The organism is Xanthomonas melonis, assembly GCF_020783655.1.
Lineage (GTDB): Bacteria > Pseudomonadota > Gammaproteobacteria > Xanthomonadales > Xanthomonadaceae > Xanthomonas > Xanthomonas melonis.
In genome coordinates, this window is the sequence record NZ_JAJGQH010000004.1 from 213,961 (window position 1) to 233,274 (window position 19,314).

Here is a 19,314-nt window from a genome sequence, read left to right on the forward strand (position 1 = left end):
AGGGCGACCTGTCAGGCGAGCGCAACCGTAAGCGCAGGGCGGGCCAGGGTTTACCCAACCGGCGTCATGCACCGCCGGCGGCGCTCCGGCAGTTGTCCATGGTGTTCCGTTCACGCCTCACGCACTGTCTACAAGCACGCACTGTCTCCAAGGAGGACGACCCATGCAGTACGCCGGCAGCTGTCATTGCGGACGCATCGCGTTCGAGCTCGAGACCGATACGCCGATCACCGAAGTCTACGACTGCAACTGCTCGCTCTGCCGACGTCGCGGCGGACTGCTCTGGTTCGGTACCCGATCGCAACTGCGGCTGCGGGCGGGCACGCCGGTGATGGGAAGCTATCGCTTCAATCGGCAGCATATCGCGCATCATTACTGCACGGACTGCGGCATTGCCCCGTTCAGCGAGGGCGCCAATCCCGAGACCGGCCAAGCCAGTGTCGCCGTCAACGTGCGCTGCATTCCCGATCTGGACCTGGCCGCGTTCAGCGTGCAGAAGGTCGACGGGGCCAGCTTGTGAAGCCCGGCGTGTCGCGGCATGCGGTGGTCTTGCTGATCGGGTGGATGTTGGCGGGGTGCGCGCGGCCGCAGGGCGAGATGGCTGCAGACGGCGCCTCCGCGGCACCGCCGGCGCCGGTTGCATCCGGTGCGGCACTGGCCTACGAACACGATGTCCGCATCGAACTGCCTGCCGGTCAGATCGGCGAGCGCATTGCGGCGGTGCGCAGCGCCTGCCAGAGCGCGCAGTACGGCACCTGCGCATTGCTGACGGTGGAGCAGAACGGCGGGCGCGATCCGGGCGGCAGCGTCAGCGTGCGGCTGGTGCCCGAGGGCGTCGAGCCGATGGTGCAACTGGCCGGCCAGGACGGCGATGTGGCCGCACGCAGCACACGTGCCGAAGATCTGGCCCAGCAGATCGCCGATACCGGGCTGGCGCAGGCGCGATTGCAGAAAGAACACGCACGGCTGCTGGAACTGCAGCAACGCCGCGATCTGGCCGTCGCCGACCTGTTGGCAGTATCCAAGCGGCTGGCCGAAATCGAAGCCGAGGCGCAGCAGACCCAGCAGGAGGCGGCGCAGCAGCAACGTCGCGTGCGCACCCAGCTGTTGACGCTGCGTTTCAGCAGTACCGGCGGCGAACAGGGCAGGGGCGACATCGCCGCGGCGGCTGCCGAATTCGGACAGGTGTTCGCAGCCAGCGTCGCCTTCGTGATTCGCGCGGTGGCGGCGCTGCTGCCGGTTGGCGTGGTCGCTGCAGCGATCGGCTGGCTGGCGCTGCTGGCCTGGCGCTGGCGTCAACGGCGTCGCAGGATGCCCTGAATCAGCTGCGGAGGTGGCGCGTGCAGGCGGTGTCGTGCAGGCCTGTCGCGATGAAACAATGCTCCGGAGTCATGCGCCGTCCGCATCTTGCAGGCGGCGCATGGCAAGCGCGATCAGAGGTTGCAGCCCGAGGCACCGCACCCACGCGCGCATGCGGCAGACAGTGTTGAACCGATGCTCAGCCTTCGTCGTATTCGTATTCGACAAAGACATCCAACTGCAATGCCAGCTCCTGCACTGCGTCGCGTACCTTCTGTGCGGTGGCCTCGTTGCCGGCATCCACTTCGAATTCGTGGCTGCCCGGGCCCTCGTCATCGGACAGGCCGGCCGAGCTGGAATCCTCATCGTCCAGATGTGGCATCAGATCGTCGACTTCTTCCACGTGCTCGATACCTTCGATGCTCTGCAGCAGGTTGGCGATGGCGCGGGCGTCGTCGTCGGTGCCGGTGATACGCAGGCGAAGAGTGGGCATGGACGTGTCCTGGGGTTGGGGATCCCAAGCCTAGGCAGCGCGAAGACAAAACGAGGTGATGGCGCCGGTGCATCGGTTCACAGCGAATGCGCCAGCCCGGCGGTGTTTCCTGCCTGCTCGGCATGCAGCAGGCGCGACACCGCGGCGCGCAGCATGCTTGGCACGATGTAGTGGTGATGCACGTGGTGGATGCAGGCCATGTACACGCGGCCCAGCCAGTTACGGCAGCTGACTTGCGTGGCCATGGTCAGCACGATGCGGTGGTCGCCGATGCGGCGCAGTGCGATCGAGGAACGAAAACGCAGATGTCTGTCATCGGCGCCGAGGACGATCTGGACCTGCTGCCCATCGGCATCGCTGCGTTGCGCCAGCACCGGGAAACGCCCGGCATACAGCTGCGTTGCGGAAGGATCGAGCAGGGACGAGACCGGGCAGCCCAGGGGCGAGGTGCGCAAGCCCAGCGGTTTGACCATCAGATTGCGCAGCCGCATCAAGCCGCTCACCCCGCCCGGCGGCTGATCCACGAAGGCCTGCAGCAGATCGCAGAGCACGCCCTGCAGGCGATCAGTGCGCAATTGGCGCGTGTCCAGTTCCAGCTGGTGGCTGTCTTCGAAATGCACCGCTTCGCCCAGTTGGCCGCGCAGCAACGCGTCGGCCGGCAGGCTGCGCAGCGGACGGATCTGCGGCACGCCCAGGCGGGTGGCCACGAAACCGGGCTGACGCACGCGCGGCAGCGCTTGCCGCAGCCGGCCGCTCCAGCGCCGCACGCGGCTGCAGGCGCGCTGCTTCCAGCTCTCCGGCCTGACATGCAGCGACAGCGAGACGGTGGGCACGTCGGTGGCGGCCGGTGGCATTGCCTGCAGCAAGGCGGTGACCGATGCCGGCAGCAGCTCGGTCAGGCTGGCGATGGTGGCCTGGCCCTGATGGACCAGCGCCTGCTGCGCCTCGTTCAGCGCGCCGCCGGCTTCGTCCGGATGGCAGGACAATGCAAAGAAGGCCGAATGCGCAGCGTCACCCTGCGCCGGTGCGAACTGGTGCCAGGTGCCGCCGCCGAAGCGAACGGTGAACAGGCTGTCGCCGGGCAGGTTGACGTAGTGCAGCGCGCAGACGAACGCCTGCGGGTCGGCTTCGATCTGCTGCAGCGAGGCGGTGGAAAAACGCAGTTGCGCGCCGCCGCTTCCGGTGATGGCCGTGAACACGCGATTGCCGGCGTGGCAATGGAATGGGTGGCCTTGCGGGCCTACCGAGAACGAGAACAACGAGGTGGGATCGCCATGGCGCAGATCCGGTGCCGACAACTGCGCGGACGGTTCGTCCAGCGCATCGTGATGCGCCGGATGCTGGCGCTGCCGTTCCACCGTCTGCGCGATCAGGCTGTCGCCGGCGCCGGGGTCGAGCTGGGCGATCAGCATCACTTCCACTGGCCGGCCGCCGCTGTACGAGGGCAGCGCAACGCGCGGGAAACTGTGGTCGGAAACAATCCGTTGGTAGTCCATGGCAACTCCTTGCGTTGGAAGGCGGACAGTCAGCTGGATTTCTTGGCCAATCGACGCGACTCGCGCTGCAGTGGGCCGGCGACCGGGCAAACCTCGAAGGCGAACCCGCTCAGCGTATTGACCAAGTTGTCCGGGGTCAGCCGATAGACCACGAACTGCCCGCGCCGCTCGCTGCTGACCAGGCCGGCGGCCGACAGCACCGACAGGTGGCGCGAGATGGCGGGCGCGCTCATCGCGAAACGTTCGCCGATCTGGCCGGCGGTCAGCTCCTGCGCCGACAGATAGGCCAGGATCTCCCGGCGCGGGCGCGAGGCGAGGGCTTCGAAGATGCGGTCGGCGGACATGATTTGGCTTAGCTAATTAACGAATTAGCTAATTAATGATAAAGTGAGCGCCATTGTCAAGCGATAGGGCGTTTGCCGGGCTGGAGCGCAGCGCCCGGGACGCGCAGGCGCTGCGCACATCCGCGGCCCGGCACTTCGTAGCCCTGGAGTCGAACGACCGGTGGCGACGTTGCATGGGCCGGCGGCGCGGCCATCGCGATGGGATCCGGTCGTGCTCCCGCTGCGCTTCCTGTCGCCCGGACGGCAGGAGCATGGCAGGACGTAGGCGACGCCACGGCAGATGGCAGCGGACGTCGCATGCGCGGGTTTCACCGCGTCGCCGGTTTCTCGCGCGGCGGCCGCTTTGGCTGCAGCGTGCCGGGCATTGGATGTGCCGGCAGGGTCAGCAGCTCGGCCGGCAGCGCCGGCATCGGTGTGCGCTCGTCCAGCGCTTCGCGCTTGAGCCAGTCGATGAAGGCGGCGGCGGCGGGACTGGGCTCGCGATGGCTGGGGTGCACGATGTAGTAGGCGTAGCGGGCCCTGAGAGTGGGGCCGGGCAGGCGCACCAGCTCATAGCGCTGCAGGTAGGGCTGGGCGATGTGCTTGCGCGCCAGCACGGCGCCCAGCCCGTAGACAGCGGCGCGCATGGCATCGGTGCTGTCGTTAAAGGTGTGCATCGGTGGCAGCATCGTGGCGCGCACCTGGGCGGCGCGGAACCAGTCTCGCCAGCCCTGCGGGGACATGTCGGCCAGCAGCGGCAGTTGCGCAATCTGCGCAGGCGTGCGCAGCGCAGCCACTTCCGGCAACGACGGCGATGCCACCGGGAACAGTTCGTCGTCCATCAGGTGATGCGAGGTAAGCCCCGGCCATGCGCCCTGTCCGTAGCGGATGCCCAGCTCCGGGCCGCCCTCCTCGAAACGCGAGAACGCCGAGTCGGTTTGCAGGTCCAGGCGGATATGCGGATACGTCTGGCAGAAGCGCGGCAAGCGCGGCAGCAGCCAGCAGTAGGACAGCGAGCGCAGGGTGGTCACGCGCAACGGAATGGCGTCTTCGCGCGGATGCAGGTTGCCTGCCACTGCGGCGATCTCGGCCAGCGCGGTGGTGGCGGCATCGGCCAGCTGGCGCCCTTCGGCAGTGAGCTTGACCCCGCGCGGCAACCGCTGGAACAGGGTCGTCCCCAGCAGCGCCTCGAGCTTGCGCACGTGGTGGCTCACTGCGCTGGCGGTCAGATGCAGTTCCTCGGCCGCGTGCGCGAAATTCTGGTGGCGGGCGGCAGCGACGAACACGCCCAGCGCGGGCAACAGGGTCGGGCGGAAGTTCATCGAGGCATGAGTCAGATTTGTGGCTGACCGCGATACTACGCGCTTGTCGTGGCTTGAGCGGCGGCGGATGCTGCGGTCTCCCATCGCAATGATCGTGCCATGTCCAGCCTTCCATCCAGCGCCGTTTCCTCTGTTTCAGGTGCATCGAGGCCGGCGGAGGGGGCATGCCCATGAGCGCGCAACCGTCGCTGCAGCAGGCCGTGACCACGCGCGACTGGCGCACCCCGCTCGAGCTGGGTTTCCTTGGCGTGGTCTGGGGCTGCTCGTTCCTGTTCATGCGCGTGGCGGCGCCTGTCTTCGGCACGGCGGCGTTGGTGGAGATCCGCCTTGCGCTGGGTGCGTTGGTGTTGCTGCCGTTCCTGTGGCTGGCACGCGCGCGTTTTCCGCTGCATCGCTGGCCGATGCTGGCGGCGATCGGCGTGCTGAACTCTGCGTTGCCCTTTCTGCTGTTCGCCTGGGGTGCCCAGCACGCACCGGCCGCCGTCGGGGCGATCTGCAATGCGATGACGGTGCTGTTCACTGCACTGGTCGCCTTCCTGTTCTTCGGCGAGAAGATCGGCACGCGCCGCGCGCTGGCCTTGCTGGTCGGATTCATTGGCGTGCTGGTGCTGGCGACCGGCAAGTCGGCAGGATTGAGCGTGGGCCCGGCCGCATTGGCCGGCGCCACCGCCTCGCTGCTGTACGGCATCGGCTACAACCTGGTGAAGCGCCACATGGGCGACCTGCCACCGGCGGCATCGGCAGCGTCCACGCTGGGCTGCAGCGCCGTGCTGCTCGCTCCTCTGGCCTGGTGGCAATGGCCCACCACACCGGTGCCTGCGGCGGCCTGGGCCTGCGCAACGGCCCTGGGCGTGGTCTGCACCGGGTTGGCGTTCCTGATGTATTACCGCCTGATCCAGCGCATCGGCCCGGCGCGTGCATCCACCGTGACCTACCTCGTGCCTGTGTTCGGTGCGTTACTGGCCTGGTCGCTGCTGGGCGAGCCGCTGACCTGGACCATGCTGCTGGCCGGCGTCCTCATCCTCGGTAGCGTGGCCTTCAGCCAGCGCGCGCGCTGAGCAAGCGCGCCCGCTTTATAAATCCCGAATCCCGAATCCCGAATCCCGAACTAGCCACCCGGCGGTGCCCGCACCGGCAACGGCACATTGCACAGGTCGATATGCCCGGCCGGGCGCTTGTAGAAATCGTCCTTGCGATTGCGACGGGCCTCGACCACCTCGCGGAAGGTCTGGCTGTCGGTGCGCAGTAGCTGCAGCGGCGTACGCTCGGGTTCCGGCACTTCGCTGGCCAGGCGGATCGCACGGATCGGCGAGCGTTGCGCTGCTTCCTTGTAGAAGCCCATCGGGTCAGGTCCGCGTGGGATCACGCTGAGCAATTCCATGCCCTTGACCACGCGGCCGACCACAGTGATGTTGCGGTCCAGCTGACGCGGCGATTGCCCGGTGACGACGTACAGCTCGGCGCCGATGCTGCTGTCTTCGTCGTTGTTGCGGCCCGCGCCCAGGGTGCCGTAGCAATGCGCCAGCCAGGTCTTGCCGCTGGCCGGGTCGCGGCCGACCGGAAAACCGTCGACGAAGCCGACCTGCGGTGCCCATCCATCGCTGTCGGGCAGACGCTGGAACTGCAGGCCTTGCGATGCGCGTTCGAATTCGGCAGGCAGATGCGTCTTGGCCGATCCCAAGGACTTGGCCTTGCCAGGAGTTTCACCCTCCGGGTCGCCGAACTGCACGACAAAATTGTCCTGCGAGCGGTAGATGCTCAACCCGTCCCAGAAGCGCTCGTGCGCCAGGACGCGGATATTGGCGACATGTGCGGGAGCGAACTCCGGCGCCAGTTCGATGATCGCTCGACCGGTGTCCAGCTCTAGATACAGGGTGCGCGCAGGGTCCAGCACGCGCCACGCAGACGCCGGCGAGGCATCGAGTATCTGTTGCGGACTCCGATACGCGGCGCTGGCGGTCAACGGCGGCAGGGCGAACAGGCAGGCAAGAGCGAGAGAACGTAGACGCATGAAGACGGCCGGCGGCAGGGATGGCCGATTCTTGCCGACTCATCGCCACAACGCAAAATCCGGACGCCGACAGTGTGCAGCCGGCGTCCGGATCGTCCTGTTGGCGCTTGGATAACGTGGTTGCAGTGCGAGCATTACGCTCGACATTGCATCTTTGCCGAGAGCTGCCGCCGGTCGGGTGGTCTTGCCTGTCCTTCCGCGATTGCCTCAGCGTGTCGATGCGTTCGCGCCTGCATCGTGCGCAATACCCGGGCAATGCGCTCAATGGCTGCGAACATGCGGCGAGGTGTGATGCTGCGCCGGCGCATGGCTGTTGCGGAACAACGGGACCAGTTGCCACAGTGCGGACACGCCGACCAGCACGTACACCGCGCGCGCCAGCAACGCATCCTGACCACCGAACAAGGCGGCGACCAGATCGAACTGGAACAGGCCAACCAGCCCCCAGTTCACTCCGCCAACGATGAGAAGCACCAGGGTGATGACATTGATCGTTTTCATGGGGCAGTCCGTAGTGGGATTGGAGACCACAGGGTTTACTGCACCACCGAAATGTAGGGTGAGGCTATGCCGCATGGCGTTGGCGCGCCAGGGACGTGCGCGTCACATGGCAGGGACACTTATGCAGACGCATCCATGCACGCATGGCGGCCGAGGCCGCAACCGTCAGCGGCCGGGTTTGCGCTTGACGTAGAGCTGCTTGCGCACGCGCGCGACCACTTCGCCAGCGCTGTCGTGCACCTCGTTCTCGAACCAGCGCAGATGCTTCTGACCACCGTCGGTAGCCTCGCGCACTTCGGCCAGCACCGCAGTGTCGATCACGAAATCCGCGCTCACCGTGCCACGCCCGGGCTTGACGAAGTCGATGCTGCCGGCCTTGTCCCAGACGTAATAGTCGCGGCCGAGATTCTGCATCATCAGCAACATCCAGAACGGGTCCGTCATTGCGAACAGGCTGCCGCCGAAATGGGTGCCGACGTAGTTGCGATTCCACGGACGCTGCCGCAATTCCACCCGGGCATAGCGGTAGTCCGACGACAGCACGGTGATGTGGATGCCTGAGAACAGATACGGTGGCCACACGTTGAGGCCGAGCTTGAACAATGGGGCACGCATGCGGGCCGGATTCCCTGGCGAAGTGGAGATGCAGCATAACATTCGCATGCGTATGGCAGCGATGCCACAGGGCCGGCATCGCAGTGTTCGTGCCCGTGCTGCGCGCCGGATCAGGCGGCGCGTCATTTCTTGTCGCGCAGTCGCGCAGCAACGCACCTCGGTGGGAGCGGCCCCGGCCGCGGCGGCGCGTTATCAGGGATGCGTCACCAGCAACTGGCGGGCAATGCCCCGCCGCGGCTAGGTCCGCTCCTGTGTCTCCATGTGGCGCCGCAGCGCCACCGGCTGTCAGAACACCAGCGCCGACATCTTGCGGCGATAGCGCCCGACCAGGTCTTCGTTTTCGATGACGCGGAACGCGTCGATCAGGCTGCGACGCGGCAGGTTGTCGTCGAAGGCACGGTCCTGCCGCAGCATTTCCAGGAACTGCTCCAGCGCCGCTTCGTCGTCACCGTCGAGCAGGTGGCGCACGCCCAGCAGATGGCGTGCGCGCAGGTCGGCGCCGTCGGCGGCCACGCTGGCCTGCAACGCCGCCACGTCCGGGGCGTCCTTGAGCACGTTGGCAAAGCCCAGCCGTGCCTTGGCGCGTACCGCGCGGTCGTCGGTGGCCAGGTTGGCGGGCAGTGCGTCGATCAACTGTTCGGCCTCGGCGCTGTCGCCGGTCTTGAGCAGTGCCAGCGCCAGATCCAGCTTGAGTTCGTCCTTGTCCGGCTCGGCGGCGATCGCCTCGCGCAACGCCGCGGCCTGTGCCTGCGGGTCTAGGGGGGCGGCGGGAAGTTCTTCGGCCACCTGCGGCTCGGCCGGCAGCACGCCATGTTGCGTCAGAAATTCGCGGATCTGGCCTTCGGGCATCGCGCCGGGGAAGCCGTCCACCAACTCGCCGCCCTTGACCAGGAACACCGTCGGTACCGAGCGGATCTGGAACGCCGCGGCGATCTGCTGCTCCTTGTCCACGTCGACCTTGGCCAGCTCGAAGGCGCCGTGATAGTCGGCCGCCAGCTTCTCCAGGATCGGGGTCAGCGTCTTGCACGGCCCGCACCAGGTGGCCCAGAAGTCCACCAGCACCGGTGTCGTCAACGATTTCTGCAGGACCTCGGTCTCGAAGGTGTCGGTGGTGACATCGAATACATGCGCTTTGTCGGACATGGGTTTCCTGGAAGTTAAGGACGGCAACAGTGGACCGTAATGGTGGCAAACCCGGCCGACACAAGGCCGGGGCAGGGGGCGGCAGGGGTTCACGCCGCTGCCGCCCGGCCCGACAATGCCGCGTCCTGGTGGCGCGCTGCGCCCCGAACCGGAGCACCACAATGGGAAGTACCGACGGCGCGCAGCGCTACCTGGGCCTGATCGCGGCAAGCGTGTTCGTGCTGGCGCTGGCCGGTTTCGGCGCCACGCTGCCGGGCTATCTGCAGGCCAGCCACCCGGTCGCACTGCTGGGCGCGGCCGGCGTGCCGCGTGCCCTGGCCTTCAACCTGCTGGCCTTCGTGCTGGTCGGTGCGCTGGGCATGGTCACCGGGGTCAGCCTGCTGGCGCGCATGCCGCTCAAGGCCGGTTGGGGCCTGCGCGTGGGTGGCCAACTGGTCGTGCTGGCCGGCCTGGCCTTCGTCGGCATGGGCATGCTGCCGCTGGATCCGGCCGACCTGGATGGCCGCGCCAGCCAGGCGCATGCCACGGCCTGGCTGCTGTGGGCGGTGGCCTTCGTGCCGGCCATGCTGCTGATCGCCGCGGGCCTGCTCAATGCCCCCGGCACCCGTGGCCTGGCCTGGCTGAGCCTGGCCGCCGGCCTGCTGGTGGCGGTGCTGGCATTTGGCCCGCCCGGCCTGCTGCGGCAGGCCATCGCCCAGCGTCTGGCGTTCCTGGCCTGGGTCGGCTGGCTGGCGGTGGCTGCCTGGATCTGGCCGCTGAAGTCGGCGGCGCTGCGGTAACGGTTTGGTGCACCTGCTGCACTGCGGTACCCTGTACCGCTTTGCACCGCCCGAGCATCCGCTCCCAATGTCCACCGTCGAACCGAACGCCTACGACCCGCAGCAGGTCGAATCTTCCGCCCAGCAGTTCTGGGATGCCACCCGCGCCTTCCAGGTCGACGAGAACTCGGAGAAACCCAAGTTCTATTGCCTGTCGATGCTGCCGTACCCCTCCGGTGCGCTGCACATGGGGCATGTGCGCAACTACACCATCTCCGACGTGGTCAGCCGCTACAAGCGCATGACCGGCCACAACGTGATGCAGCCGATGGGCTGGGATGCGTTCGGCCTGCCGGCAGAGAATGCCGCGATCAAGAACAAGACCGCGCCAGCCAAGTGGACCTACGCCAACATCGCGCACATGCGCGGGCAGCTGAAGTCGCTGGGCTATGCGATCGACTGGTCGCGCGAGTTCGCCACCTGCACGCCGGACTACTACGTGCACGAGCAGCGCATGTTCACCCGGCTGATGCGCAAGGGCCTGGCCTATCGCCGCAACGCGGTGGTGAACTGGGACCCGATCGATCAGACCGTGCTGGCCAACGAGCAGGTCATCGATGGCCGCGGCTGGCGCTCCGGCGCGCTGGTGGAAAAGCGCGAGATTCCGCAGTGGTTCCTGCGCATCACCGATTACGCCCAGGAGCTGCTGGACGGCCTGGATCAGCTGGAAGGCTGGCCGGACTCGGTCAAGACCATGCAGCGCAACTGGATCGGGCGCTCGGAAGGGCTGGAGATCCAGTTCGACGTGCGCGACACCGATGGCGCCGTGCTGGACCCGCTGCGCGTGTTCACCACCCGCCCCGATACGCTGATGGGCGTGACCTTCGTGTCGATCGCCGCCGAACATCCGCTGGCGCTGCACGCGGCCAAGTCCAATCCGGAGCTGGCGCGGCTGCTGGAAGAACTCAAGCACGGCGGCGTGTCCGAAGCCGAGCTGGAAACCCAGGAAAAGCGCGGCATGGCCACCGGCCTGACCGCGGTGCACCCGATCAGCGGCGAGCAGGTGCCGGTGTGGGTGGCCAACTTCGTGCTGATGGGCTACGGCACCGGCGCGGTGATGGCGGTGCCCGGTCATGACCAGCGCGATTTCGAATTCGCCAACAAGTACGGCCTGCCGATCGTGCAGGTGGTCAAGCTGCGCGAACCGCGCAACGACGAAGAGCGGACCTGGGACGCCAGCCAGTGGCGCGACTGGTACACCGACAAGAGCCGCGAACTGGAACTGATCCATTCGGCCGAGTTCGACGGGCTGGACTACCAGGGCGCCTTCGAAGCGCTGGCCGAGCGCTTCGAGCGCAAGGGCCAGGGCCAGCGCCGGGTCAACTACCGCCTGCGCGACTGGGGCGTGAGCCGCCAGCGTTACTGGGGTTGCCCGATTCCGGTGATCTACTGCGGCAAGTGCGGCGCGGTGCCGGTGCCCGAGGACCAGTTGCCGGTGGTGCTGCCGGAGAACGTGGAATTCTCCGGCACCGGTTCGCCGATCAAGACCGATCCGAGCTGGCGCCAGACCACCTGCCCCGATTGCGGCGGTCCGGCCGAACGCGAGACCGACACTTTCGACACTTTCATGGAGTCGAGCTGGTACGTGGCGCGCTACACCAGCCCGAATGCGCGCGACATGGTGGACCGCCGCGCCAATTACTGGATGCCGGCCGACCTGTACGTGGGCGGTATCGAACACGCCATCCTGCACCTGATGTATTTCCGCTTCTATCACAAGCTCATGCGCGACGCGCGGCTGGTGGATAGCGACGAGCCGGTGACCAACCTGCTGACGCAGGGCATGGTCATCGCCGACACGTTCTATCGCGACGCCGACAACGGCGGCAAGGACTGGATCAACCCGGCCGACGTGGAGATCCAGCGCGACGAGCGTGGCCGTGTCACCGGTGCGGTGCTGATCGCCGACGGCCAGCCGGTGCAGATCGGCGGCACGGAGAAGATGTCCAAGTCCAAGAACAATGGCGTGGACCCGCAGTCGATGGTGGCCAAGTACGGCGCCGACACGGTGCGGCTGTTCTCGATGTTCGCTGCGCCGCCGGAGCAGTCACTGGAATGGAACGAGGCCGGGGTGGATGGCATGGCGCGTTTCCTGCGCCGGCTATGGGTGCAGGTGCACAAGCATGTGGGCGAGGGTGCCGCCGTTGCGCTGGATGCCGCCAGCCTGAGCGCCGAACAGAAGGCGATCCGCCGCAAGACCCACGAAACCATCGGCAAGGTCGGCGACGATTATGGCCGCCGCCACAGCTTCAACACCGCGATTGCGGCGGTGATGGAGCTCTCCAATGCGTTGGCCAGGTTCGAGGACGCCAGCGCGCAGGGCAGGGCGGTGCGACAGGAAGCGCTGGAAGCGATGGTGCTGTTGCTCAATCCGATCACTCCGCACGCCAGCCATGCCTTGTGGCAGGTGCTGGGCCGTGGCGAGACGCTGCTGGAAGACGTGCCATTCCCGCAGGCCGACGCCAGCGCGCTGGTGCGCGATGCACTGACCCTGGCGGTACAGATCAACGGCAAGCTGCGCGGCACGATCGAGGTGGCGGCGGACGCGGCGCGCGAGCAGGTCGAAGCGCTGGCCCAGGCCGAGCCGAACGCAGCGAAGTTCCTCGACGGACTGACGGTGCGCAAGATCATCATCGTACCGGGCAAGATCGTGAATATCGTGGCCGGCTGATCGTTGCTGATCGGTCGGGTCGCCGTTGCCGCTGCGGGCAGTTGCCCGGAGCGGGGCGGCGAGGCGATGCAAGGGTGCCGCGGCGGTCTTGGCGAGGTGGTGCCCTGGCGTGCGGTGTTGCGCAGGCCGGGTTGCTGCGGTGGTCCTCTGCGATTTGACTGCACCGGCGCGTCGCGACGCATGGGTGCAGTTTCCGCGATGGTTCCCGCTACGCCAGTTCAGTGGCGCGTGGCGACGTGCAGGTGAGATTGCCGGGGTGGCTTCTGGTCATCCAATTCACTGGCGCGTGGCGACGCGTTCGCCATTCCTGGGCGCTGCGTTTTTTCGCGGCGCCCTATCAAGCCCCGTTCACGCGGGCTGCGTCAGGCTAGCCGCCTGTTGCCGCCACCGGGGCGCTCCTCCAGACTGTGCCCATGATCCGATTTCCTACTGCCTTCGCCGCATCCCTCGTGCTGGTTTCCAGCCTCACCGCCTGCGGCTTCCATCTGCGTAATTCGCTCGCGTTGCCACCGGATACGCCGGCGGTGAAGGTACAGTCCACCACGCAATATAGCGAGCTGGCCAAGCTGCTGCGCCGCGGGCTCCGGGCAGCCGGCGCCACGCTGGCCGAAGACGATGCCAAGACCGGCTTCGCGCAACTGCAGGTGCTGTCCGAACGCTGGGGCGACCTACCCATCGCCATCGACAGCCAGGGCCGCGCGCAGGAATACAGCCTGCGCTATGCCGCCATCTTTACGCTCACCACTGCCAATGGCTCGGTGCTGGTGCCGCAGCAGGTGATCGAATTGTCGCGCGACTACGTGTCGCCGCCGGTGGACGCCACCGGTACCGCGACCGAGCGCGAGATCCTCGCCGACGAACTGCGCAAGGACATGTCCGCCTCGATCCTGCGCCGCATCGACAGCGTGGTGCGCGCACGCGTGCAGCGCGGCGAGGGGCTGGAAAGCACCCCGAGTGCGCCGCTGCCGCCAGCCGCCACACCGCCGGCGCAGCCGTCCACGCCCGAGTCCAGCGTGCCGGCATCGCTGCCGCCAGCGCCGACGTCGAACAACTGAGCGCGTGGGTATCGATACGACGACGCAGTGGCCAGGCGGGCGCCGCCGACCGGCGCCGGCACGCGCACGGGCGGCAGCGCGACTGCTGCCTCAGCGGGCCATGACGCGCCGGCCTCGCCTAGTCGTCGCCGGTCTGCACGCGCGGTCGTAGCCCATGGAACTTCGCCCAGAACAGCTGGCCGGCCAGTCCAGCCAGCCCCTGCAGCCGGCCTATCTGATCGCCGGCCCGGAAACCTTGCGTGTGCTCGAAGCCGCCGACGCCATTCGTGCGCGCGCCCGCGCCGAAGGAATCGGCGAACGCGAGGTGTTCGATGCCGACGGCCGTGATTTCGATTGGCACCAGCTGGACGCCAGCTTCAACGCGCCCAGCCTGTTCAGCCCGCGCCGGCTGGTCGAGGTTCGCCTGCCCAGCGGCAAGCCTGGCAAGGAGGGCGCCGAGGTCATTACCCGCTTCTGCGCCGATCCGCCACCGGACGTGGTGCTGTTGATCACCGCCAACGACTGGAGCAAGGCGCACCAGGGCAAGTGGGCCGACGCGGTCGGCCGGATCGGCACGATCGCCGTGGCCTGGGCGATCAAACCGCATGAGCTGTCCGACTGGATCGAACGTCGCCTGCGCAGCCATGGGCTGCGCGCCGATGCGGCCGCCGTGCAGCGGTTGAGCGAGCGGGTGGAGGGCAATCTGCTCGCCGCCGCGCAGGAAATCGACAAGCTGGCCCTGCTGGCCGACGGCAAGCCGCTGGACCTGGAAGCGATGGAATCGCTGGTTGCCGACGCGGCTCGGTACGACGTGTTCCGGCTGGCCGAGACCGTGCTTTCCGGCCAACCGGCTGCGGTGATCCGCATGCTGGCCGGCCTGCGTGCCGAGGGCGAGGCGGTGGCGGCACTGATGCCGATCCTGATCAAGGAGCTGCTGCGTACCGCCGCGCTGGCCAAGGTGCAGGCCAACGGCGGCAATCTGGCTGCCGAAATGAAGTCGCAGGGCATCTGGGAGTCGCGCCAGGCTCCATTCAAGCGCGCGCTGCAGCGGCATCCCGAACCGCGCCGCTGGGAGCGGTTCGTCGCCGAGGCCGGGCTGGTCGACCGCATGGCCAAGGGGCGCGCCGACGGCGACGCCTGGGTCGGCCTGGAACGTCTGCTGGTGGCGGTGGCCGAGGCGCGTGCGGTGAGATTGCTGGTGTGAAGGCCGGGAGAGCCGGGACGGCCGGGACCCGGGACCCGGGACCCGGGTCCCGGAAGAGCGAGGCGTCGGGACGTGATGAGGCTGCGGCTTTTGCTGTTTCCGGGTCGCGGGTCCCGGGTCCCTGGTTCACAGGACAACAAGCACAGTCCGACCAAGTTGCCGCACCCGGTTCTTCCGGGTCCCGGGTCGCGGGTCCCGGGTCCCGGCTCCCCCGGCTTAACCTCTACTACGGCGGCACTTTCGACCCGATCCACCTGGGCCACCTCGCCATCGCCTGTGCGGCGCGCGACGAATGGGACGCCTGCGTGCATCTGGTGCCGGCCGCCGATCCGCCGCATCGCGCGGTCCCGGGGGCGACGGCCGAGCAGCGGGTCCGGATGCTGGAACTGGCGCTGGCCGGGCAGGCAGGGCTGGTGCTGGATGCGCGCGAGCTGCAACGCGCCAGCGCCGACGGCGTGCCGTCCTACACCGTGGATACCCTGCGCGAGCTGCGCGCCGAGCTCGGTCCGCAGACCCCGATTGCCTGGTTGTTGGGCGCCGATGCCTTCGTCGCATTGAGCAGGTGGCATCAGTGGCAGGCGTTGTTCGGGCTGGCGCATTTCGTCATCGCCGCGCGCCCTGGAACCACGCTGGATCTGTCCGCCGCGCCCGAGCTCGCCGCAGCGGTGCAGGCGCGATGGGCCGCCCACGCGGACGAACTCACGACCGCGCCGGCCGGCCGGCTATGGCGCTTGCGGCAACCGTTGCGCGGCGAATCGGCCAGCGCCGTGCGTTCCCGCATCGCCAGTGGCGCCCGGTGGCAGGCGCTGGTTCCGGCTGCGGTGGCGGACTTCATCGCGCAGCACGGTCTGTACGGTTGCGCCCGCCCTGCAAGCTGAACACGCATTCGTGCGGACCGGCCTATAATTCGCGTCAATTCCATCGAGTTGCCGCTTTGACCAGTCAAGCCCACGTCATCAAGACCTCCATTCCCAATCCGCCGCCGTCCGTGCCGGCGCTGTTGGCCACCGTGCGCGCGGCCGTAGAAGAGCTCAAAGCCAAGGACGTGGTCGAGATCGACGTGCGCGGCAAGTCCAGCGTCTGCGACTACATGGTGATCGCCTCCGGTACCTCCACCCGCCACGTCAAGTCGATCGCAGACGAAGTGGTCAAGTTCGCCAAGCGTCTGGACGTGATGCCGCTGGGCGTGGAAGGCGAGCGCGAAGCCGAATGGGTCCTGGTGGACCTGGGCGATGTCGTGGTGCATGTGATGCTGCCGCGTGTGCGCGAGTTCTATGCACTGGAGCGGTTGTGGACCGTGGGCGACCAGCGGCCCGAGGACGATGACGTCGCCGGTTCCGAGTAACCGCCGAGCATGTCTCGCAAGTCCCCTGCATCCTCGTCCCAAGCGTCCGTCTCCAGTGCATTGCAGTCCCTGAGCCAGGTGCCAGGCGCTGCGGGTGGCCAGGACATCTCGCCCGCGCGCAAGCGCTTCGACCGGCTGCTGCGCGATCTGCAGAAGCATCGTGCGCAGCTGCATGCCTGGCGCGAAGCGGTCGACCGTTGGCGGGCACGGTATCTGGACGAAGTCGTGCCGTTGCTGGATCAGCACCGAGCGCTGGAGATCGAACAGATCCATCTGCTGGACAACATCGCCGCCACGGTGAAGCTGAGCAAAACCGACCGCGAGTTCGTGTCGGACGAGATCTGCGATCTGGCCGGGCCGCTGATCGACGACGGTCATGTTGCGCTCAAACCGATCTATGAACGCCACAGCGAGATCGGTTACGACGAGGAAATGAGCGAATCCGACGCGATGATGAAACACGTCATCGGTCAGATGTATGGGCTGGACCCCGAGGAAGTGGAGGCGGTCGATTCGCCAGAGGAACTCTTCGAGCGGATCAATGCACGCCTGGACCAGGCACAGGCCGATGCCGAGTCCGCGCGCGCGCAATCCCGGCAGCACCGTCGTCGCCGCCCGGACAAGAAGACTGCGGCCGTGCCGGCAGAGCCGCCCCCGTTGCGCGAGCTGTATCGGAAACTGGCCAGCAACCTGCACCCGGATCGCGCCAGCGACGCAGGCGATCACGCCACCCGCACCGAACTCATGCAGCGCCTCAATGCCGCCTACAAGGCGAGCGATCTGCTTGGCCTGCTCGAACTGCAGGCAGAGATCGGTCTGCTGGATGCGCAGGGCGTGGATGCGATCAATCCAGTGCGTCTGCAGGACTACAACCGCGAGCTGGATCGTCAGTGCAAGGAGCTCAAACAGCAGCTGACCCTGCATGCGATCGAGTTCTGCGACGAGTACGGACTCGACCTGCCGACGCAACCCAGGCCCGAGCAACTGGACAGGCTGCTGACGCACTGCAAGCGCGACGTGGTCGATGATGTGAGCGAGCTGCAGCAGGTATTGCGCCAGATGCGTGCGCTGGGCGATGCGCAGTCGATCAAACGTTGGCTCAAACTGCAGCGCACCAGTTTTCGGTTCGGCTGAACGCGGCGGCGCACCGCTGCGTCCACGGACGGATAGCAGACGGCGGGCGATGACGTTTTACGCGTCCATGCCGTGATGGCTCCGGACTGCAGCGTCGCGCACGTCCGTAACGCAGTCATCGGCGGGAGTCGCGCTGCCTGACTCGCCGTCGCGCCATCCCTTGGATGCGTACGAGGGCGCGTGGCCGAGGCATTCGGCCGTCGAGGACTGCACGCGCGGCGCGATCGCCCGATCGCGCCGCTACCACTGCGGCCACCGCCTGAAGAGCATGCCTCCAGACAGTGGCCCCTGCATCACAGCGGCCCGCGTTCCCACGGCCCGGTGATCGCCAGGGTGATGCCCGGGGTCTGGATGTTGACGAACAAGGTACGCGCCAGCGGGTCCCAGCAGGCACCGCAGAACTCGGTGTCGCGGTAGTCGCCCTCGGTGATGTTCTTGCCGGCGTCGGCGATCTGCTGCGAGGTGAGCTGCACGTTGTTCTTGGCCAGGTAGAACGACTCGCCGTTGCGGGTCAGACCGAGCAGACGCGCGCCGGGGCCGTATTCGTCCGGGCTTTCGCCACCGTCTTCGCACAGCACCACGCCGCCGCGCGCGCTGACGGTGACGTTGTCCGGGTTGTGCGCGGCCAGCTGATTGCCGCTGACGAACAGCGCGCTCAGGCGTTGGGTCAACAGGTCCAGCACCCACACCGCACCATTGCCGTAGCCACGCCGGCCCTGCGCATCCACCCCGGTGCTGGTGTCGACGATGAACAGCTTGCCGTAGCTGTACCAGATGCCTTCGCCACGGCTCATGCGCAGCGCGCCATCGGCCCAGGCCTGGGCGAACGGGCCGCTCAAGGTGTCGTTGGCACCGATATCGGGGAAACCTGCCGGTGCGGCGATGCCGTCCAGATCGGGTTCTGCGATATCCACCCACTCCAGCTGGAACTGCTGGCCGATGCCGGCCACGGTCAGGTCCGCGTTGCGTCGCCCGCGCACACGCGCGGCCTGCAGCCGTCCACCGTTTTCCAGCGAGCCGTTGCGGCCGCGGCGATCGTTGGGGATGAAGCGGTACAGGCCCGACTTGTTGCGGTCGTCTTCGGTGAGATAGACGATGCCGGTGCGCGGGTCGATCGCCACCGCCTCATGGCTGAAGCGGCCCAGGCCCACCAGCGGCCGGCCGGTGGTGCGATGGCTATCCGGGTCCACTTCGAACACGTAGCCGTGCTTGCGGCCGGTGCTGGAGACCGCGTTGGTCTTGATCTCTTCGCAGCTCAGCCAGGTGCCCCAGGGAGTCGGACCGCCGGCACAGTTGACCAGCGTGCCACCGAGACTGGGCTCCAGGCTGCCCCAGCCGCGCCGGCCGTAACTCAGCGTGGTGGTGCCGCCACCGGCTTGCTGGGTGCCGCTGACGATGCCGGTGTCGTACATTGCCGGCGCTCGGAACGGGTTGCCGGCGCCGCGCTCGTGATTGCGGATCAACACGTACTCCAGGCCGCGCAACGGGTTGCTGCCGGGGCGCCAGTCGGGTCGGCGCAGGCCGACCACGGCCATGCCGTCGTGACGGTCGGGGCAGGGCTGGCCGTCGTCCATGCGGTCGCCGCTCCAGCCGAACGAGCGGTAGCTGAATCCGCGTGGCAACTGCAACAACGGCAGGCCGGTGCTCTGGTCGGCCACCGGTGCCAACGGGCCGTAGCGGCTGGGCACCGGCGCCAGGCGCAGCGACGGCGAGGTGGCGGCCAGGGCCTGGCGCGACTGCAAGGCGCTCAGGCTGCCAAGGGCGCCGGCAGCCATGACGGCAGCGCTTCCCTTGAGGACCTGGCGGCGGGCGGGATCGAAAATCGGCATCGAACGACTCCTGCGGGCTGGGTGGTCGAGCGACACTAATTGCCGCCTGTAACCACGCCATGACACGCGACGACAC

Annotated in this window: 19 protein-coding genes; 10 read left to right on the top strand and 9 right to left on the bottom strand. The window is 67.5% G+C overall.

All coding sequences use genetic code 11. From position 1 onward, the window contains the following. The first annotated feature begins 163 nt into the window (after positions 1 to 163). Both LL964_RS05915 and LL964_RS05920 read left to right on the top strand, forming a co-directional pair. On the top strand, positions 164 to 520 hold the full coding sequence (locus tag LL964_RS05915; RefSeq protein ID WP_104587363.1) for a GFA family protein: 357 nt from the start codon (positions 164 to 166) through the stop codon (positions 518 to 520). Between the two features lie 44 nt (positions 521 to 564). Further along, entirely contained in the window at positions 565 to 1,320 is a 756-nt protein-coding gene (locus tag LL964_RS05920; protein ID WP_104587438.1) for a DUF4349 domain-containing protein, read from the top strand. A gap of 178 nt (positions 1,321 to 1,498) precedes the next feature. Here the strand turns inward: LL964_RS05920 and LL964_RS05925 are convergent, their stop codons facing one another. The 4 genes from LL964_RS05925 to LL964_RS05940 all read right to left on the bottom strand — a co-directional run bounded on the left by LL964_RS05925 (position 1,499) and on the right by LL964_RS05940 (position 4,933). Further along, positions 1,499 to 1,792: a hypothetical protein gene (locus LL964_RS05925; RefSeq protein ID WP_104587364.1), complete on the bottom strand. Its 294-nt coding sequence runs from the start codon at positions 1,790 to 1,792 to the stop codon at positions 1,499 to 1,501. 77 nt (positions 1,793 to 1,869) lie between these two features. After that, positions 1,870 to 3,204 (bottom strand): DUF2867 domain-containing protein, encoded by a 1,335-nt coding sequence (locus LL964_RS05930; RefSeq protein ID WP_104587439.1) that lies wholly within the window; start codon positions 3,202 to 3,204, stop codon positions 1,870 to 1,872. A 113-nt stretch (positions 3,205 to 3,317) separates the two neighbouring features. After that, positions 3,318 to 3,632 carry a metalloregulator ArsR/SmtB family transcription factor gene (locus LL964_RS05935; protein ID WP_104587365.1) on the bottom strand — a complete coding sequence of 105 codons (315 nt, stop codon included), beginning with the start codon at positions 3,630 to 3,632 and terminating at the stop codon, positions 3,318 to 3,320. Between the two features lie 308 nt (positions 3,633 to 3,940). Next, entirely contained in the window at positions 3,941 to 4,933 is a 993-nt protein-coding gene (locus LL964_RS05940; protein ID WP_104587366.1) for a LysR substrate-binding domain-containing protein, read from the bottom strand. Between the two features lie 170 nt (positions 4,934 to 5,103). Between LL964_RS05940 and LL964_RS05945 the strand changes: the two genes are divergently transcribed. Next, on the top strand, positions 5,104 to 5,991 hold the full coding sequence (locus LL964_RS05945) for a DMT family transporter (protein ID WP_104587367.1): 888 nt from the start codon (positions 5,104 to 5,106) through the stop codon (positions 5,989 to 5,991). Positions 5,992 to 6,041: 50 nt separating this feature from the next. Here the strand turns inward: LL964_RS05945 and LL964_RS05950 are convergent, their stop codons facing one another. The 4 genes from LL964_RS05950 to trxA form a co-directional block, all read right to left on the bottom strand. Next, on the bottom strand, positions 6,042 to 6,944 hold the full coding sequence (locus LL964_RS05950) for a peptidylprolyl isomerase (RefSeq protein WP_104587368.1): 903 nt from the start codon (positions 6,942 to 6,944) through the stop codon (positions 6,042 to 6,044). Between the two features lie 261 nt (positions 6,945 to 7,205). Continuing rightward, positions 7,206 to 7,445: a DUF378 domain-containing protein gene (locus LL964_RS05955; protein ID WP_104587369.1), complete on the bottom strand. Its 240-nt coding sequence runs from the start codon at positions 7,443 to 7,445 to the stop codon at positions 7,206 to 7,208. Positions 7,446 to 7,610: 165 nt separating this feature from the next. After that, on the bottom strand, positions 7,611 to 8,060 hold the full coding sequence (locus LL964_RS05960) for a DUF4442 domain-containing protein (RefSeq protein ID WP_104587370.1): 450 nt from the start codon (positions 8,058 to 8,060) through the stop codon (positions 7,611 to 7,613). A gap of 285 nt (positions 8,061 to 8,345) precedes the next feature. Then, the gene (trxA, locus tag LL964_RS05965; protein ID WP_104587371.1) at positions 8,346 to 9,203 is read right to left on the bottom strand and encodes a thioredoxin; all 858 of its coding nucleotides are present in this window, start codon (positions 9,201 to 9,203) and stop codon (positions 8,346 to 8,348) included. A 161-nt stretch (positions 9,204 to 9,364) separates the two neighbouring features. On the opposite strand from trxA, the gene LL964_RS05970 reads away from it, so the two are divergent. From LL964_RS05970 to LL964_RS06000, 7 genes are all read left to right on the top strand, one after another. Next, positions 9,365 to 9,982: a DUF998 domain-containing protein gene (locus LL964_RS05970; protein ID WP_104587372.1), complete on the top strand. Its 618-nt coding sequence runs from the start codon at positions 9,365 to 9,367 to the stop codon at positions 9,980 to 9,982. 67 nt (positions 9,983 to 10,049) lie between these two features. Beyond that, positions 10,050 to 12,692: a leucine--tRNA ligase gene (gene leuS / locus LL964_RS05975; protein ID WP_104587440.1), complete on the top strand. Its 2,643-nt coding sequence runs from the start codon at positions 10,050 to 10,052 to the stop codon at positions 12,690 to 12,692. A 413-nt stretch (positions 12,693 to 13,105) separates the two neighbouring features. Continuing rightward, positions 13,106 to 13,747 carry an LPS-assembly lipoprotein LptE gene (locus LL964_RS05980; protein ID WP_104587373.1) on the top strand — a complete coding sequence of 214 codons (642 nt, stop codon included), beginning with the start codon at positions 13,106 to 13,108 and terminating at the stop codon, positions 13,745 to 13,747. A gap of 154 nt (positions 13,748 to 13,901) precedes the next feature. Continuing rightward, complete coding sequence (gene holA / locus LL964_RS05985; protein ID WP_104587374.1) at positions 13,902 to 14,930, top strand: DNA polymerase III subunit delta; 1,029 nt, start codon at positions 13,902 to 13,904, stop codon at positions 14,928 to 14,930. Beyond that, positions 14,927 to 15,808 carry a nicotinate-nucleotide adenylyltransferase gene (gene nadD, locus LL964_RS05990; RefSeq protein ID WP_104587375.1) on the top strand — a complete coding sequence of 294 codons (882 nt, stop codon included), beginning with the start codon at positions 14,927 to 14,929 and terminating at the stop codon, positions 15,806 to 15,808. The genes holA and nadD overlap by 4 nt, the downstream gene beginning before the upstream one ends. Positions 15,809 to 15,864: 56 nt before the next feature. Next, positions 15,865 to 16,275: a ribosome silencing factor gene (rsfS, locus tag LL964_RS05995; protein WP_104587376.1), complete on the top strand. Its 411-nt coding sequence runs from the start codon at positions 15,865 to 15,867 to the stop codon at positions 16,273 to 16,275. Positions 16,276 to 16,284: 9 nt separating this feature from the next. Then, on the top strand, positions 16,285 to 17,409 hold the full coding sequence (locus tag LL964_RS06000; protein WP_104587377.1) for a J domain-containing protein: 1,125 nt from the start codon (positions 16,285 to 16,287) through the stop codon (positions 17,407 to 17,409). Positions 17,410 to 17,702: 293 nt separating this feature from the next. On the opposite strand, the gene LL964_RS06005 is transcribed toward LL964_RS06000, so the two are convergent. After that, positions 17,703 to 19,238: an alkaline phosphatase PhoX gene (locus tag LL964_RS06005; protein ID WP_104587378.1), complete on the bottom strand. Its 1,536-nt coding sequence runs from the start codon at positions 19,236 to 19,238 to the stop codon at positions 17,703 to 17,705. Between the last annotated feature and the right edge of the window lie 76 nt (positions 19,239 to 19,314).

Coding starts and splice junctions, on each gene's coding strand:
- LL964_RS05915 (WP_104587363.1), top strand. CDS start 164: ATGCAGTACGCCGGCAGCTGTCATTGCGGACGCATCGCGTTCGAGCTC.
- LL964_RS05920 (WP_104587438.1), top strand. CDS start 565: ATGTTGGCGGGGTGCGCGCGGCCGCAGGGCGAGATGGCTGCAGACGGC.
- LL964_RS05925 (WP_104587364.1), bottom strand. CDS start 1,792: ATGCCCACTCTTCGCCTGCGTATCACCGGCACCGACGACGACGCCCGC.
- LL964_RS05930 (WP_104587439.1), bottom strand. CDS start 3,204: ATGCTGATCGCCCAGCTCGACCCCGGCGCCGGCGACAGCCTGATCGCG.
- LL964_RS05935 (WP_104587365.1), bottom strand. CDS start 3,632: ATGTCCGCCGACCGCATCTTCGAAGCCCTCGCCTCGCGCCCGCGCCGG.
- LL964_RS05940 (WP_104587366.1), bottom strand. CDS start 4,933: ATGAACTTCCGCCCGACCCTGTTGCCCGCGCTGGGCGTGTTCGTCGCT.
- LL964_RS05945 (WP_104587367.1), top strand. CDS start 5,104: ATGAGCGCGCAACCGTCGCTGCAGCAGGCCGTGACCACGCGCGACTGG.
- LL964_RS05950 (WP_104587368.1), bottom strand. CDS start 6,944: ATGCGTCTACGTTCTCTCGCTCTTGCCTGCCTGTTCGCCCTGCCGCCG.
- LL964_RS05955 (WP_104587369.1), bottom strand. CDS start 7,445: ATGAAAACGATCAATGTCATCACCCTGGTGCTTCTCATCGTTGGCGGA.
- LL964_RS05960 (WP_104587370.1), bottom strand. CDS start 8,060: ATGCGTGCCCCATTGTTCAAGCTCGGCCTCAACGTGTGGCCACCGTAT.
- trxA (WP_104587371.1), bottom strand. CDS start 9,203: ATGTCCGACAAAGCGCATGTATTCGATGTCACCACCGACACCTTCGAG.
- LL964_RS05970 (WP_104587372.1), top strand. CDS start 9,365: ATGGGAAGTACCGACGGCGCGCAGCGCTACCTGGGCCTGATCGCGGCA.
- leuS (WP_104587440.1), top strand. CDS start 10,050: ATGTCCACCGTCGAACCGAACGCCTACGACCCGCAGCAGGTCGAATCT.
- LL964_RS05980 (WP_104587373.1), top strand. CDS start 13,106: ATGATCCGATTTCCTACTGCCTTCGCCGCATCCCTCGTGCTGGTTTCC.
- holA (WP_104587374.1), top strand. CDS start 13,902: ATGGAACTTCGCCCAGAACAGCTGGCCGGCCAGTCCAGCCAGCCCCTG.
- LL964_RS06000 (WP_104587377.1), top strand. CDS start 16,285: ATGTCTCGCAAGTCCCCTGCATCCTCGTCCCAAGCGTCCGTCTCCAGT.
- LL964_RS06005 (WP_104587378.1), bottom strand. CDS start 19,238: ATGCCGATTTTCGATCCCGCCCGCCGCCAGGTCCTCAAGGGAAGCGCT.